Source organism: Olsenella sp. oral taxon 807, from assembly GCF_001189515.2.
In the GTDB taxonomy this organism is placed as follows: Bacteria; Actinomycetota; Coriobacteriia; order Coriobacteriales; family Atopobiaceae; genus Olsenella_F.
This window is the reverse complement of the sequence record NZ_CP012069.2, coordinates 1,313,976-1,329,905: the sequence shown is the minus strand read 5'-3', so window position 1 is coordinate 1,329,905 and position 15,930 is coordinate 1,313,976. Positions and strand designations below refer to the sequence as shown.

The 15,930-nt window shown below is 62.2% G+C and carries 13 protein-coding genes; 10 read left to right on the top strand and 3 right to left on the bottom strand.

Annotated features, from left to right (window positions below; all coding sequences use genetic code 11):
* From ADJ70_RS05645 to aroQ, 7 genes are all read left to right on the top strand, one after another.
* A complete protein-coding gene (locus ADJ70_RS05645; RefSeq protein WP_050344273.1) occupies positions 1-873 on the top strand; it encodes a prephenate dehydrogenase in 873 nt (290 codons plus the stop codon).
* A complete protein-coding gene (aroB, locus tag ADJ70_RS05640) occupies positions 870-1,964 on the top strand; it encodes a 3-dehydroquinate synthase (protein ID WP_050344271.1) in 1,095 nt (364 codons plus the stop codon). Before ADJ70_RS05645 ends, aroB begins: the two co-directional genes overlap by 4 nt.
* 2 nt (positions 1,965-1,966) lie before the next feature.
* The gene (aroA, locus tag ADJ70_RS05635; RefSeq protein ID WP_050344268.1) at positions 1,967-3,277 is read left to right on the top strand and encodes a 3-phosphoshikimate 1-carboxyvinyltransferase; all 1,311 of its coding nucleotides are present in this window, start codon (positions 1,967-1,969) and stop codon (positions 3,275-3,277) included.
* Positions 3,277-4,446: a chorismate synthase gene (gene aroC, locus ADJ70_RS05630; protein WP_050344264.1), complete on the top strand. Its 1,170-nt coding sequence runs from the start codon at positions 3,277-3,279 to the stop codon at positions 4,444-4,446. Before aroA ends, aroC begins: the two co-directional genes overlap by 1 nt.
* Positions 4,447-4,455: 9 nt before the next feature.
* Positions 4,456-5,601 (top strand): bifunctional chorismate mutase/prephenate dehydratase, encoded by a 1,146-nt coding sequence (locus tag ADJ70_RS05625; RefSeq protein WP_050344262.1) that lies wholly within the window; start codon positions 4,456-4,458, stop codon positions 5,599-5,601.
* A gap of 1 nt (position 5,602) precedes the next feature.
* Positions 5,603-6,883, top strand: a complete 1,281-nt coding sequence (locus ADJ70_RS05620; protein WP_050344260.1) for a shikimate kinase — start codon at positions 5,603-5,605, stop codon at positions 6,881-6,883.
* 1,285 nt (positions 6,884-8,168) lie between these two features.
* Positions 8,169-9,212, top strand: a complete 1,044-nt coding sequence (gene aroQ, locus ADJ70_RS05615; protein WP_050344258.1) for a type II 3-dehydroquinate dehydratase — start codon at positions 8,169-8,171, stop codon at positions 9,210-9,212.
* Between the two features lie 22 nt (positions 9,213-9,234).
* Here aroQ and ADJ70_RS05610 read toward each other — a convergent pair whose 3' ends face one another.
* Positions 9,235-9,840: a 5-formyltetrahydrofolate cyclo-ligase gene (locus ADJ70_RS05610; protein WP_050344255.1), complete on the bottom strand. Its 606-nt coding sequence runs from the start codon at positions 9,838-9,840 to the stop codon at positions 9,235-9,237.
* A 356-nt stretch (positions 9,841-10,196) separates the two neighbouring features.
* On the opposite strand from ADJ70_RS05610, the gene ADJ70_RS15490 reads away from it, so the two are divergent.
* The 3 genes from ADJ70_RS15490 (at position 10,197) to trpS (ending at position 12,179) form a co-directional block, all read left to right on the top strand.
* A complete protein-coding gene (locus tag ADJ70_RS15490; protein WP_256381306.1) occupies positions 10,197-10,319 on the top strand; it encodes a hypothetical protein in 123 nt (40 codons plus the stop codon).
* Positions 10,312-11,064 carry a M48 family metallopeptidase gene (locus ADJ70_RS05605; RefSeq protein ID WP_083443840.1) on the top strand — a complete coding sequence of 251 codons (753 nt, stop codon included), beginning with the start codon at positions 10,312-10,314 and terminating at the stop codon, positions 11,062-11,064. Before ADJ70_RS15490 ends, ADJ70_RS05605 begins: the two co-directional genes overlap by 8 nt.
* A 65-nt stretch (positions 11,065-11,129) precedes the next feature.
* Positions 11,130-12,179 carry a tryptophan--tRNA ligase gene (gene trpS, locus ADJ70_RS05600; protein ID WP_050344251.1) on the top strand — a complete coding sequence of 350 codons (1,050 nt, stop codon included), beginning with the start codon at positions 11,130-11,132 and terminating at the stop codon, positions 12,177-12,179.
* Positions 12,180-12,312: 133 nt separating this feature from the next.
* Here trpS and ADJ70_RS15075 read toward each other — a convergent pair whose 3' ends face one another.
* Positions 12,313-13,878 carry a hypothetical protein gene (locus ADJ70_RS15075; RefSeq protein WP_062393098.1) on the bottom strand — a complete coding sequence of 522 codons (1,566 nt, stop codon included), beginning with the start codon at positions 13,876-13,878 and terminating at the stop codon, positions 12,313-12,315.
* Between the two features lie 312 nt (positions 13,879-14,190).
* Positions 14,191-15,786, bottom strand: coding sequence for a YfcC family protein (locus ADJ70_RS05590; protein WP_050344247.1), 1,596 nt, complete (start codon positions 15,784-15,786; stop codon positions 14,191-14,193).
* Positions 15,787-15,930 lie beyond the last annotated feature (144 nt).

Genomic DNA, 15,930 nt, shown 5'->3' with positions numbered 1-15,930 from the left:
ATGGCTGGCGAGACGGCCACCTTCGTGCCGGGGCGCGTGGGCATCGTGGGTCTGGGCCTCATGGGTGGCTCGTTTGCGCGTGCCCTCCACCAAGGGGGTCACGAGGTCCTCGCGTGGAACCGAACTCGCTCGATACTCGAGCTCGCGATGGTCGACACTGTTGACGCCGAGCTTACTGACGAGGCGATAGGCAGCTGCGAGCTCTGCATCCTTGCGGGATATCCCCAGATGAGCATCGACTGGCTGAGCGAGAGGGAGGAGCTCATCTCACCGGGCGCCATCGTCATAGACGTCGCGGGCGTCAAGCGAAGGGTCTGTGAGGCGTGCTTTCCCATCGCGAGACGTCATGAGTGGCACTTCGTGGGCTGCCACCCCATGGCAGGCACCCAGTATGCAGGCTATGCCCACTCCCGCGCCACCATGTTCAAGGGAGCCCCCATGGTCATGGTGGCTCCCGATGACATGGATGACATCGGGAGGCTCGATGTGCTCGATCGCATAGAGCGACTGCTTGAGCCCTGCGGCTTCGGACAGTTTACGGTGACGACGGCAGAGCGCCACGATGAGGTCATCGCCTTCACCTCGCAGCTCGCCCATGTGGTCTCGAACGCCTATGTCAAGAGTCCCGTGGCGATGACCCACCAGGGCTTTTCGGCAGGCTCCTACCGGGACCTGACGCGCGTCGCCCGCCTGAACGCGCCCATGTGGCGAGAGCTCATGCTCGACGACGCAGATAACCTCTCGCGTGAGATAGGTACCCTCATCAAAAACCTGCAGCAGTACAGGGATGCCCTCGATGCCCTCGACGGCGAGCGTCTAGAGGCGCTCCTCGCCGAGGGAGACCGGCGCAAGAGGGAGGTCGAAAGACGATGAGCCAAGTAAGGGTCATTGACGTTCGCACCCCCTCAAGGCGCTATCAGGTCCATGTCGGCGAGCGCCTCATCGGCGAGTTGGGGAGGCTCACCCGCGCCGTCTGCCCCAAGGCGGCCAAGGCCCAGGTCATCTCTGACTCCAACGTGGCACCCCTCTATGCAAACGAGGTCGTCTCGGTGCTTGCGGATGCGGGTCTGATCTGCACCGTCCAGATCTTCGAGGCGGGCGAGGCGAGCAAGAACATCCACACGCTCTCGAGCCTCCTTGAGGGGCTTGCCTCAGACGGGCTTACGCGCGACGACATTGTCGTGGCCTTGGGTGGAGGCGTTGTCGGCGACATCGCCGGCCTCGCGGCCGCGATGTACCTTAGGGGCTGCGCCGTCGTTCAGCTGCCGACCTCGCTTCTGGCCATGGTGGACTCCTCGGTGGGGGGTAAGTGCGCCGTTGACCTCAGGGCTGGCAAGAACCTTGCAGGCGCCTTCTGGCAACCCTCGCTCGTCGTCGCTGACCTGAGCCTTCTTGATAGCCTGAGCCACGAGCTTTTTGCGGATTCCTGCGGCGAGATCATCAAGTACGGCGTCATCGCTGACGCCGCGCTGTTCCTTGAGCTAGAGGCCGACCCCATCACTGCAAAGGACGTGGGCAAAGAGAGGCTTGTGCGCATCGTGGCGCGCAGCATAGAGATAAAGCGCTCTGTTGTCGAGGCTGACGAGCGGGAGGGTGGCCTTCGCCAGATACTGAACTTCGGCCATACCCTCGGCCATGCCATCGAGGTCGCGAGTGACTTTAGGCTTGGCCATGGCTCGTCCATCTCTGCTGGTATGTGCATCATCGCGCGCGCATCGGCCCGCATGGGCTGGTGCTCTGAGATTACGGCCCGGCGCATCGAGGACGTTGTCTGCGCGCATGGTCTCCCCACCGATACCGATATAGACGCAGAGACGCTCCTCTCCTTTGCCACCCATGACAAAAAGCGTCGTGCAGACCATCTGAACGTCGTGGTTCCACGCGAGATCGGGAGAGTCGAGCTGAGGAACATCACAATCGAGGGCCTTCGCGAGATCATCGACCTCGGGTGCGAGAGCCGCTAGCCGTGGACCTGACCATTCATCCCCACCCCCTTGCCGGCGCGACCTGTGCCATCGCCTCCAAGTCGCTGGCACATCGCGCGCTCATCCTCGCCGCGCTCTGCCCACAGATGACCGACATCCTCTGTCCGACAAGCTCAGATGACATCGACGCCACGGTGGGGTGCCTCGAGGCGCTCGGCGCTCGTATTGCCCGCACGAGCGCTGGCTTCAGGGTACGACCCATTCCTCGTGAGGGCGGACGGGCTCGCCCCAAGGAGGTTGTCCTTCTCGACTGCAAGGAGTCCGCCTCGACCCTGCGCTTCATGCTCCCACTTGCCTGCGCCCTGGGTGTGGATGCCACCCTCGATGGGCAGGGGAGGCTCGCCGAAAGGCCCCTCCTTCCCCTGAGCGACGAGCTTGCTCGTCACGGAGCTGTTCTTGACTGGCAGGGAAGGCTCCCGCTCAGGCTGTCGGGGACGCTTCGTCCCGGTGAGTTCAGGCTGCCGGGTAACATATCCTCTCAGTATGTGAGCGGTCTTCTCCTCGCGAGCGCCGCCCTGGGAGGCCCTATGTGCGTCCTTGTGGAGGAGCCCGTGGAGTCGCGCTCTTACATAGGTATGACCATCGACATGCTCGCCTCCTTTGGCGCCGAGGTCGAGATGGGGCGCCGCACGCGTGATGGAAGACCGTATTGGAGCCTCACGCCCCACTGCGAGGAAGGTCTGGTCTGCCCAGGTACGCTCACCATTGAGGGCGACTGGTCCTGCGGGGCCTTCTGGCTTTGTGCCGGAGCCATTGGGGGAGACGGCATCACGCTGCGAGGGCTTGATACCGCAAGCAGCCAGGGAGACCGAGCCATGGCCTTGGCCCTTGAGTCCATGGGCGTGCAGGTCTTTTCAAGAGTGGACGGCGTCAGCTGCCGTGCGAGCCAGCTCGGCCCATGCAGCTTCGACGCGAGTGACACCCCCGACCTCGTGCCGCCACTTGCCGTTGCGTGTGCCTTCGCACAGGGCGTCTCCCGTATCACGGGAGTCGGTCGCCTGCGCCTCAAGGAGTCAGATCGCATCAAGACGGTGTGCCTCACGCTCCGTCGCATGGGGGCGTGCGTGAACGCCACAGAAGACGCCATCGAGGTCCTTGGCTCGAGCAAGCTCGCGGGCGGTGAGGTGGACGCGGCGGGCGATCACCGCATCGCCATGATGGCTGCGGTCGCTGCCGCCTACTGCACAGGACCAACCACCATCCATGCAGCCGAGTGCGTCTCTAAGTCCTATCCTGCCTTCTTCGATGACTTTCGCCTACTCGGCGGTATCGTGGAAGGGAAGGATGCCTGATGCCGTCCACGTTCGGAACCACGCTCAGGGTCACGATCTTTGGCCAATCGCACTCTGCGGCCATAGGCTGCGTCATGGAGGGACTCCCCTCCGGCCTCAAGGTCGATTCTGCGGCGCTCGCCCGGTTCATGGCACGCCGCGCGCCTGGACAGGGAGACTGGTCGACGCCGCGCAAGGAGGCCGATGAGCTGCGCTTCCTCTCGGGCCTGAACCCCGACGGGGTCACCTGCGGAGCGCCCCTCGCCCTCGAGATCGCGAACGCTGACACCCGTCCGGGCGACTACGCTGACTTCCTCACGATTCCCCGCCCGGGACACGCCGACCTCACGGCATGGGCTAAGTGGCATGGCAACCAGGACCCCAGGGGCGGCGGGCACTTCTCGGGTAGGCTGACCGCACCGCTTTGCGCCGCAGGGGCCATTGCCCTGCAAGTCCTCGAGAAACGGGGCGTGACGATAGCCGCGCACCTTCTCTCGGTGGCAGACATCGATGACGTGCCATTCTCGGCACCGGCTGGCAGTACGGATCCAGTGGGATCGCTTGACGCCCAGATCGAGGGGCTTAAGGATCGCTGGGGCCAGGGCCTGCCCACGATAGACGAGGTCGCAGGCAGGCATATGCTGGCTGCCATCGCTGCGGCCAGGCGCGAGGGGGACTCCGTGGGTGGCGTCATCGAGTGCGTCGCCTGCGGCTTTCCCGCAGGCATCGGCTCCCCCATGTTCGACGGTATGGAGAGTCTCATCGCCCACATTGTCTTTGGCATCCCCGCCGTGAAGGGTATCGAATTTGGTCTCGGCTTCGGTGCGGCAAGGCTCAGGGGCAGTCAGGACAACGATCCCTACCGCATGGTAGGTGGGCGTGTCTGTCCCACCACGAACAACGCTGGTGGCATACTCGGTGGCATCACGACGGGTCTACCGCTCCTCTTCAGGATGGCGGTTAAGCCCACGCCAAGCATCGCGAAGACGCAGGAGTCCGTGGACCTCGCGAATATGCGTGATGTCATGCTTACCGTACGGGGCCGCCATGACCCCTGTATTGCGCCACGGGCCGTGCCTGTAGCAGAGGCGGCAGCCGCCCTTGCCACGCTGGACGCGTGGCTTTCCTTCCCACCTGACGACATGGCACCGCGAGGCGATGCCAGTCACTCAGATGATCCTGTCCGATAGGAGGTCGCCGTGGATGACTTCGATGCCGTCCGCACGCAGATTGATGACATAGACCACACGATGCTCGATCTTCTCCAGAGGCGCACCGCGCTTGCGGCTGACGTGGCAAGCTACAAGGTCGCCCATAGGATGCCTGTTCTTGACAGGGGACGCGAGCGGCGCATCGTGGCCGATGCGCGCTCTCGAGTGCCCGATGAGCTCAAGAGCTATGCCTCCGCCCTGATGGAGCTCCTCATGGGGGCGTCGCGTGATGCGCAAAACGATATTCTCGGCACCCCCTCGACTACAGCCGAGGCCATTGGGGCTGCGCTCTGTCATGCCCCTGAGCTCTTTCCCACTGATGCCTTCGTGGCGACGCAGGGCGTAGAGGGGGCATACCAGCAGATAGCTGCCGATCGCATCTTCAATCACGCCCAGATCAGCTATCTCGACAGCTTTGAGGGGGTCTTCAAGGCTGTCGAGGAGGGATTTTGCGACTTCGGAATCCTTCCTCTGGAGAACAGCACGGCGGGATCGGTGAACCAGATCTACGACCTCATGATGCGCCATGATTTCTACGTCGTGAGGACCTGTCGCGTTAAGATTGACCACAACCTCCTCGCCAAGCCCGGCGTCGGACTCGAGGACATCACGGACATCTACAGCCACGAGCAGGCTATAAGTCAGTGCAGCGAGTTCATCTCAAGCCTCAAGGACGTGCGCGTTCACGCTGTCGAGAACACCGCCATGGCCTCCAAGCTCGTTGCCGAGAGTCCTGATGTCGGACGTGGCGCCTTGGCCTCCCGTGAGTGCGCGGAGCTCTACGGCCTTGAGGCGTTGGCTAGAAACGTGCAGGACAAGGGTAACAACTATACGCGCTTTGCCTGTATCTCCACAGACCTTGTGATCTATCCTGGTGCAGACCGCAGCTCGCTGATGCTGGTCGTCAACCACAGGCCTGGTGCCCTCTACAAGGTCCTTGGCTCGTTCTTTGCGCTTGACATCAATATCACCAAGCTCGAGAGTCGCCCCATTCCCGATCGGGACTTTGAGTTCATGTTCTACTTTGACATCGAGTGCCCCGCAGGCTCGCCACGCTTTCCTCGCCTGATCAAGGAGCTCAGCAATGTGTGTGAGGAGTTTCGCTACCTAGGAAGCTATTCGGAGGTCGTCTAGCATGGGTGCGCTACGAGCTGCTGCTCGTTTCGGCCTTTTGGGGCGCAGCCTAGGACACAGCTGGTCGCCGTCCATACACGCACGCCTCGGGTCAATCCCCTACACCCTCTTCGAGGTAGAGCCACAGGAGGTCAGCGGCTTCATACGGGAGGGAGACTGGTCTGGCATTAACGTCACCATTCCCTACAAGCGCGATGCCTTCGAGCTCGCTGACGAGAGGAGCGAGGGGGCAATACGGCTGGGAGTCGCAAACACCCTGGTCAGGCGCGGCGATGGCAGCATCTATGCAGACAATACCGATCTTATGGGCTTTGGATGGATGCTCGACTCCTTTTGCAGGAGGGTCTTTGACAGTCCCGCCGAGCGTGCCCTCGTGGATGTCCCCGTCGTCGTGCTTGGTTCGGGTGGGGCGAGCCGTGCCGTTCAGGCCGCCTTGGACGATGTGGGCGCACGGGTGAGCGTCATATCGAGACGAGGCCAAGATGGCTACGGTGACCTTGTCAGGCGCCATGGTGACGCCCGGCTCCTCGTGAACGCGACGCCTGTGGGCATGTACCCCAACTGCCCCGCCTCACCCCTTTCTGACGAGCGGTTCTTTGGACTCACCAGCCTCGCCGGCGTGCTCGACGTCGTCTACAATCCCCAAAGAACCGGTATCTGCCTGCAGGCCGAGCGCGCGGACCTACCCTTCGAGTCGGGGCTCTCGATGCTCGTTGCTCAGGCCTGTCGCTCTGCAGAGTGCTTCTTGGACATGAACGTCGAGGACGAGCGGATAGAGAAGCTCGTTTTTTGGCTCAAGGACAGCTGTACCAACGTCTTCTTCATCGGTATGCCCGGGGTCGGCAAGACGAGTGCCGCCAGGGGCCTCGCGCATCTTCTGGGTAGGCCCTTTGTCGATCTTGACGATGCGTTTCGGTTGAGCTGCGGCCTTAGCGTACAGAGCTACCTACGTGCATATGGCGAGGACAGCTTCCGCGCGATCGAGACGAAGGTTGCAGCTGAGTACGGTGCCCGATCCGGTTTGGTCGTCGCCTGCGGTGGCGGCATCGTCACGCGTAAGGAGAACTGGCCTCTCTTACACCAGAACGGCACCATCGTGCTCCTGCGCCGCCCGCTCGATCAGCTCCCGCTGGATGGAAGGCCCATCTCGCAGGAACGGGGCCTCGAGAGGCTCGCGAGTGAGCGGGGTCCCCTCTACGAGTCATGGGCCGACCTGGCTATCGACTGCACGGGAAACGCGATGTCCGACGCCCATCTGGTCCGCTCGCTTCTCGGTCTCTGACATCCAGAAAGTGACCGCTTTCTGTCATGCCCGCGCACACCTGCCAGCGCACCCACTCCCGCAGGTCCCGAAGTTCCCGGTCCTCGAGGTCTTGCGCCTGAGGGCAGAGCTTACACTGCCACTCGACGGTGAACGTACGGTGGTGGTACGCTCAGGCCCGAGTGGCAGTGCATCTCACACTGCCACTCGACGTCGAGCGTACGGACTGCACGCCCTCACACTGCCACTCGACGTCGAGCGTACCGAAACGGTGCGCTCAGGCCCGAGTGGCAGTGCCACCCACACTGCCACTCGACGTCGAGCGTACGGGCTGCACGCCCTTACACTGCCACTCAACGGTGAACGCACGGGTAGCACGCCCTTACACTGCCACTCGACGCCGAGCGTACCGAAACGGTACGTCCAGGGCCAAGTGGCAGTGCAATTCACACGGGACTGTACGCTCAGGCCCGAGTGGCAGTGCCATCCACACTGCCAAATGGCATCGAGCGTACCGAAACGGTGCGCTCAGGGCCAAGTGGCAGTGCCGACCACGCGGGACTGCACGCTCAGGGCCGAGTGGCAGTGCATCTCACACTGCCACTCGACGGTGAACGTGCGATCTAGGAACGCTCAGAGCCGAGTGGCAGTGCGAGCTCGGGCGACCCCTCCATGAAGCAGGGCTCTTCGGGGGTTCGTATGGGTTGACGCCTCAGCGAAGATGCCAACCTAGCAGCGGCGCCACTCGCTCAGAGCCTGTCTTCCCGACCAAGCGGGAGGGGCCAGCGAGGAGGCGCAGCCGGCACGCCGTGGTGGCTGAGGCGCTCGTGCCACCTGACGCAGCTCGAGTCGCAATTCGTATCGCGACTCGCGTCGCAACAGTGTACACAAATGCCCCAAAACGGCGCGGAGAGGCCCGATCCTCCCATTTGTGTACACTATTGCGATCCCAAGGCCACCCACAACCCAAGCCCACGGCGCAACAGTGTACACAAATGCCCCAAAATGGTACCGAGAGGCCATTTTGGCCGATCTGTGTACACTCCTGCGTCATCGCCCTAGCGGTGAGGCCCACGTCGCCGGGGTAGTGACGCAACCACCCACCCACACGAACTCACGAAGTCTCTGAAGCAGGGTACCTTTTGCCAGCAGGACGTTCTTAGCGTATCGAGCTGGTTTGCTTTGCGTGTCCCTCTCGTACGCTCGCCCATCCGTTCATCTGAGATGCACGATGCCTCGGACAGTAGGCCTATACTCGGACAAGAATGAGAAAGCGCACGCGTAACGAACTTGGGAGTCCCCCACCATGACCACAGACGACATCGCCGCCAGCGTGCTTGAGAGCATTGGTGGCATCACTAACCTTGTGTCGAATACGCTCTGCATGACGCGGCTTCGCTTGGCTGTGGCCAACCCCAACCTGGTCGACAAGGAGTCTCTCTCAGCCATACCCGACGTCCTCGGGACGGTGGGTAGGGGAGTCAACGGAATTGAGGTCGTTTTCAGCTCAAACGCTGTCGGTACCGTCTACGAGGCTCTCTGCAAGCTTACGGGTAAGGATCCGGATCATGAGGAAGATGCGACCGAAAGGCCAGACAGGCAGGGTGGAAGCCTGAGGGTCCAAATTCTCGGCCCTGCGATGGACGAACAGCACGTGACGACACGTCGTGCCTCGGCGTATGAATCGAGCGATCCCGCAGCCGAGGGTGCGATAGAGACGAAGGACCTTCTCGCCCGCATGCTCAGGCTCAGTGAGGAGGATGATGAGCTGAACCTCGAGGTACGGCCAGAATCAGAAGGAGCAGCTTTGACCCTGTCTACTCAAGAGCCCGTAGTTTCGAAGGAAGCCACGGGTTCCAGGCTCCTTGTCATTAACGGGCCCAACATCAACCTGCTCGGTATCCGCGAGCCTGACGTCTATGGCAAGACGAGTTTCTCTCAGCTGCTCGAGCTCTGCAAACGAACTGCCAAAGAGGCGGGCTTTGTGGGCTGCGTGTGCTTCCAGTCCAATCATGAGGGCGATCTCGTCGATGCCATCCAGGACGCCTATGGTAGCTTCGACGGCATTATCTTGAACCCCGCTGCCTACACCCATACCTCGGTGGCCCTGCTCGACGCGCTCAAGGCCGTCTCGATACCCGCCATCGAAGTACATATCTCGAAGGTGGACGAGCGCGAGGACTTCAGGCAGACCTCTTATGTGCGCCAGGCCTGCCTGAAGACGATCAGCGGCTTAGGGATCGAGGGCTATGCCAAGGCCATTCGCGACATGGCGGCTCACCTCAAGATCGAGACCCCCGATAGGCAGGGGGCGAGCGGCGCGTCTGAGGAAGAACCTGGACATTCCTAAGCGCCTCGGATAGCGGGGACGTTCAGTCCCTGTGACACCTCCAAATTGCCGACTCGCTCACGAGCACGTCGACGGCGATGTCATGCCCATCGATGGGCAGTGGGTTGCCACTGATCTGCAGCGCCCTCACCAGTCCCAGCTTCAGGCCACCGAAGCCCACAAGGAAGTTGTCATAGTAGCCCGCCCCATAGCCGATGCGATATCCTCGCGCGTCGAACACGAGACCTGGCACGAGACAGACGGCATCGCGCAGCTCCCCGACATCGACGACGGGCTCACCGAGCCATGCCGGAGGCTCCAGCGCACCACATGCGCCCGCCACCAGTCCGTCGAGCGTGCTGATCACGCGAAACTCCAAAGAGCTCTCTCCGCCCACATGACGCGGCAACGCCACCCTGCGGCCATCCGCGAGAGTCCGCTTGATGATGGGCATGACATCGATCTCGCCCCTGCACGGGTAGTAGGCAAGAATGAGGGGAGCACTACGATACGCCTGAAACGAGCTGAGGTGACGCAGGATATCCGCATCCACCCGTCTCTTGTGTGAGGGGGTCATGCCATGCTGAACGGCAAGGTATCCATCCCTCAGGGCGCTCTTGCTGGCGTCCTCGCCGTAGGAACTCGCCACCGGTCCTCCCCTCCTCATCCGTCTGCCCACGATAGCGTAGCATGGGCTAGGACATAGATAGTCCTCAACCTGAGTTGCGGCCGTGCCACAGCACCACGCTACCCGCGCCGCCCGCCCCACGCACCGGGGTGGCAGACCCACAAGGCCCGAGGGGGCGACATATGCGAGTTATGCGACCCCGATGGTCCCTACCCACAGGTCCGCCCTCCCTCGGTGCGCGCAGATGGGAAGACACCGCGCATAAGTCGAGGGACTGTGGGGCCAAGGGTGGTTTCGGGTGATTCGTGTGCATTGCTCGCTCGGTTCGCTATGGTACCAGATGCACAGTACCATAGCACTCGCACGAGGGAGGTGTCATGACACAGATGTTTACCTTTAGTTCGCCCAACAGGCAGCGCAGCGGCAACACCAGGCGCGCCAGCAACGCCGGGCACAGGCCCACCATAGGCACGGAGCGCGAGCAAGCTGCCCATGCCTAGCATGGCAGGACAAGGGACGGACACACGACACAGCCCTGGGGACCAGCCAACCCTCGACGTGGGAGGTGTTCGCGTAGAGTTCCATCGTGGTGGCGTGAGGAGGATCAACCTGCGCGTGAGGGCCGACGGCAGCGTACGCGTAAGCGCTCCCACGAGGGTTTCCTTAAGGGCCATAGAGGATTTCGTGCGCGAGAGGACGCCATGGATCGAGAGGCAGAGGGGACGCCTTAGTGCTCAACGACAGGGCGAGAGGGAGCGCTGGAAGAACGGGTCCATGGTCACGCTTCTCGGGAGGTCCTATGCCCTTCGCATCACCTGTGCCCCGATGACAGGGGAGTCGGCGCACGTCGTGGATGACGTCCTTCTCGTCAGGGCCAAGGAGGACGGACTAAGTGTCGAGGACGTCCGCCGCATCGTCTCACCACTGGCTCGCCGCCTGCTCAGGTCCGAGGTCGAGGCCCTCTTCGCGCGTTTTGAGCGTGCCATTGGGGTCCGTCACGCCAAGCTGCGCATCCGCAGGATGACCAGCCGTTGGGGTTCCTGCAATGTGAGGACGGCAACCATCACGATCAACCATGAGCTATGCTTTCGCCCTCACGCCTGCCTGGAGTGCGTCGTCGTCCACGAGCTCTGCCACCTTCTGGAGCCGAGCCACAACGGGCGCTTCCATGCGCTCATGGACCACCACTATCCCCAATGGAGAAGGGCGCAGGCGTACCTCGACGCACACCCTCCCCTCAGCTAGCGGCACGGGCCACACGTGTCGTACCATGTCCCTGCACAAAACCGACTTACCCAAGGAGAACAGGTATGCCAAACGAAGGAAGCTTCGAGGCGGCGCTCAGGCGCTCCGACCAGATCCAGAGGGACCTTCTCGTCCATCCCGAGGACTACACCATGCTTACGGGTGACCGTCCCACCGGTCGCCTGCATCTCGGTCACTACTTTGGTACGATCAAGGAACGTATCCGCCTGCAGGATCTGGGCGTAAGCACCAACGTCATCATCGCAGACTACCAGGTGATCACCGACCGTGACAGCACCGAGCACATCGCCGATAACGTCCTTGACATGGTGACGGACTATCTCGCCTGCGGTATTGACCCCGCACGCACGATGATCTTCACGCACTCGGCCGTACCTGCGGCAAACCAGCTCATGCTTCCCTTCCTCTCACTCGTGACCGAGGCCGAGATGAGCCGTAACCCCACCGTGAAGGCCGAGCAAGCCGCCTCGGGCCACGCGCTTACAGGTCTGCTGCTCACCTATCCTGTCCACCAGGCCTGCGACATCCTCTTCTGCAAGGGAAACATCGTGCCTGTGGGACGTGACCAGCTTCCCCACATCGAGATGGCGAGCAAGGTAGCGCGCCGCTTCAACGAGCGTTACGGCAAGGTCTTTCCGGACGTCGCCGGACTCCTCAGCTCGACACCGCTCATCCCCGGCCTCGATGGGCGCAAGATGAGCAAGAGCTATGGCAACGCCATCTCCATCGGCATGAGCGAGGCCGAGACGGCCAAGCTCATCAAGAGGTCAAGGACGGACTCAGAGCGCACCATTACCTTTGATCCCGAGGCCCGCCCCGGTGTCTCGGCTCTGCTCACCACCGCCGCGATCTGCACGGGTCGCACTCCCGAGGAGATCGCGGCCGAGATAGGCGCGGGCGGCGCAGGCCAGCTCAAGCGCTACGTGACCGAGGCCGTGAACGGGTACTTCGCGCCGATCCGCGAGAGGCGCCGCAAGTTCGAGGGTGAGCCTGACTTCGTGCGCGATGTCCTCCACGAGGGTAACCGCCGGGCCAACGAGATAGCCGAGAGAACCTTAGACGAGGTCCGCGAGGCCATGGGCATGGTGTACTGAGGGGACGCGCCGACAGCAGAACCTCGAGCAAAGTGGCCTTGGACGATGTGAGGGCCACAAAGACGAGGCGCACCCCCACGCTTGGGGGTGCGCCCACATCATAGACACCTGCTCTGGCACGAGGCGCGCGACCTTACCAGACCTTTATGAGCCTTGGGTTGCCGAGCCACGGACCGAGCGCTATCAGCCTACTGCCTCCCACGTATACCGTCCCAGTAACCGTCACCATCTTACCAACGTAGTTAGCGAACCACCTCGTGCGCACATTCATATACTCGTCACTCCAGCCGGTGAAGCTCCCTCCATCATGGATCCACTTGACGACCACAAGGGTGTCGACCGTCTGGGTGTGACCCCTATCCCAAGAGGCTCTGATGTTGTGGATGGACAGCGGTCGCTCGAGCTTCACGCTGTACGAGTCGTGGGTGTCACGCCGAAGATAGACCACCTTTCCCGTGACCGTCACGACGTCACCGTCGTTCACGCTCCTCGGGTTTCTGTCGATGGCGGCCCTGATCTCGCCCTTCCTGCGACGCGCCTCGGCCTCCCTGCGCTGGGAGTCGGTCTGGCCTTTGCGCGCGCTCACGGCGCCAAAGGCGACGCCCTCGCCGGACCAGCCGTCTTTGATCAGGTTGTCGTACTCCGTCTTGTCCGTCGTGAGGAGGTGGGTGCCCGCCTTGAGCCACTTGTTGTAAAGACGCCAGACCGACGCGCTGCCGCCTCCGTAGAACCCGATGCCCTCTCGGTTCCAACCGAGTCTGCCGAGGGCGTCATACTCCTTGCGATTGCTCGTGAGAAGGTGGTCGCCGCTCCACCGGTTGTAGAGGCGCCAGACCGGACTCGAGCTCGAGCCGGGAGCTGTCCAGGCGACACCCTCTCCGGACCAGCCGCGCCTACCGAGGCTGTCGTACTCGGCCCTGTTCGTGGTGTAGAGGTGCTCTCCCGTCCACCTGTTGTAGAGGCGCAGGACCTCCTGGGTGGCCTTGATGTCGAAGCTGGCGGTGGCGACACCGACATGGTCGCCCAGACCCGTGACGGTGACGGTAGCTGTGCCAAGCTCAACATTGTCCCGGTACGAGACCTCGTAGTCGATCCCCTCCCTGAGCTCTTGGCCAGCGAGTGAGACCCTCACGGACGGGGTGATAGCTTCACCGGTGTAGCTGTAGTCACCCGATAGGCCCACTTCGGCATCGTGCATGTCGATGGCAGCGGGGCCTGCTGTCGCCGCCTCAGGCTCGTTAGCTACCTCTGTCACGGTAGCGCCCCGAGCGGATGACCCATCAATAGCCTCAGCCTTCTTGCCTGCCACGGACTCATCGGGCGCCATCACAGGGTTGGTAGCCGCCTCGGTCCCCTCAGGCTCGTCTGGTTCCTCGGCTACAGTGGCTTCTCGGGCAACTGACCCGTCAGTAGCCTCAGACCCCTTGACCGTCATGGCCTCCTCGGTCGCCTTGCTGACAGAGGACCCGCTTGCGGTCGGCCCTACGACTGGAGTATCGGCTAGATCGGCACTGCCCGTACCAGTGACGGCCTCCACGGGTTGGGCAACCTCGGATGGGGCGCATACCGCCCCTGGCGTCTTCCCCTGCGCCGCAGCCTCCGCCTGCTCAGTGGTCGTCTCCACCTGGCCAGTGCCCGCGTCAGCCCACGCCAACTGCGGGAACAGGACGGCGAGGCCAACTGCGCACGCGCATGCCATGGCACGGGCCCACGCTCCCCCACCAGCCGCATTCCGGGCCTGTCTTACGTGTCCCATCACATCTTACCTCCCATCCATGTGCTGTACGAACAGCTGAAGAATAGCTCCACGGATAGCTAGGGGGCATTCGCGTGGACGAGCGGTTCGATTCATCGGATGGATGGTAGACGTCCACGTTTCCTTCATACCTGAACGTACGCTTCATTGCACGAGGGGCCGCCACTTCCGATCGGTTCAACACGAGACGCGATGTGAACGAGATCGAGGTGACGGGCCCCGCACTTGAACGAAGGCCAGGCGAGGGATCGCAGCTTACGCGGGTATGGCAACCATTGCGATGGCGAGGATGACCATAGAGACGACCGCGATCGCGGCAACGACCTTGACGGCAAACTTCACCCACGTCCCGTACTCGACGCGGGCCAGGGCAAGGCCGCCCATGATGGCGCCGCTCGTGGGCGTTATGAGGTTCACGGCACCTGAGGCGGCCGAGAACACCATCACCATGACGGCAGGGTTGAAGTTGAGCTGCTGCGCCAAGGGCCCCATGATGGGCATGGAGACCGTCGCCATGCCGGAGGTCGAGGGTATCAGGAAGGACAGCACGAAGTACAGGACGTAGGAGCCGATGGAGAAGAGTATGCCCGAGGTCCCAGCCAAAGCCCCTGCAGCCCAAGTCAAGAAGTAGTTCGAGAGACCCGTGCTGCTCATGAGGACCGAAACGCCACGTGAGACGGCGATGATCAGCACGACTGACATCATGTCGCCGGCACCTGCCATGAACTCGTCGACAATCTCCCTCTCGGAAAGACCGCCCACGATGCCGATGATGATGGCGAGGAGTAAGAACCAGGTCGTCGACTCGGCGAAGTACCACTGGCCGAGCGGGGTGCCCGTCAGAAACGCAGACCAGCCGGCGTCATCGCTGACCTCGGAGGTCAGCGTTCCGGTTGTGGACTCGGGAAGCTTGAGGGTGCCGAGCTCGTCCTTGTCGTACTGAGCCTCTATGTCGGCGGCACTTACCTCAACAGTCTCCTCATGCGAGGCGGAGCCCGCCACAAAGGCGTTGACGCCCAACTTCTCCCAGGGCACGAAGCCGACGATCATGACGAGAAACGCCAGGGCAAAGATGATCAGGACGCCCTTCTGGCGACCAGTGAGCTTGACCTCCTCGCTCTCCTTGCGCTCGATGCCATACTCGGCCTCGGCGGCGTCGCGCTCGGAGGCGCTCATGAGCGAGCGCGAGGGATCAGCCTTGACGCGCTTGGCATAGCGCAAGGTGAAGAGCACCGCGACCAGGTAGGAGGCGATGAGGAGCACGACGCCGAGGCCGATGATGACGGCCTGATCGACCTGTATGCCCATGTCGGTGAGGGCCGAGCTGGCGATGCCCGTCGCAAAGGGGTTGACCGTCGAGCCAAGGCAGCCGACGCCGGCACCCAAGAGGATCATCATCGCACCGGTGAGGGAGTCATAGCCGGCAGCCATCATCGTCGCTGCCAGAAGGGCATAGAAACCCACAGTCTCCTCGCAGAAGCCGTAGGTGGAGCCGAGGATGGCGAAGAGGAACATCAGGATGGGGATGAGGACGAGCTCGTTGCCACCCAGCCTCTTGACTAACACCTTGATGCCCGTGTTCAAAGAATCGGTCTTGTTGACGATGCCGAGAAAACCGCCGAGGACGGTCACGAAGAGGCAGACGTCGACGGCATTGACGAAGCCTTTCGCGGGAGCCATCAGAAAGTCGCCGAGTGTCGCGCCCGTGACGACCTTCTCTACACCATCCAAGACATAGGTCTGTCCATTAAGGACGATCGTTATGATCGCCACCACCGCAAGAAGAATGAAGATGATGGAAAATGAGCTCAGCATCTCCCTCTTCTTCTTTGGCTGCGCTGTCTCTGACATAGCGCAACTCCTTCCTGACGCTTTCGCGCCCTTTGAACCCAAAGGTCTCTATCTGTTGCTACATATAAAAATCATGTAGTTTCAATCTAAATTTAACAGTAGTGAGAACACCCAACAAGGTGAAACCGCTGAGATTATCCAATA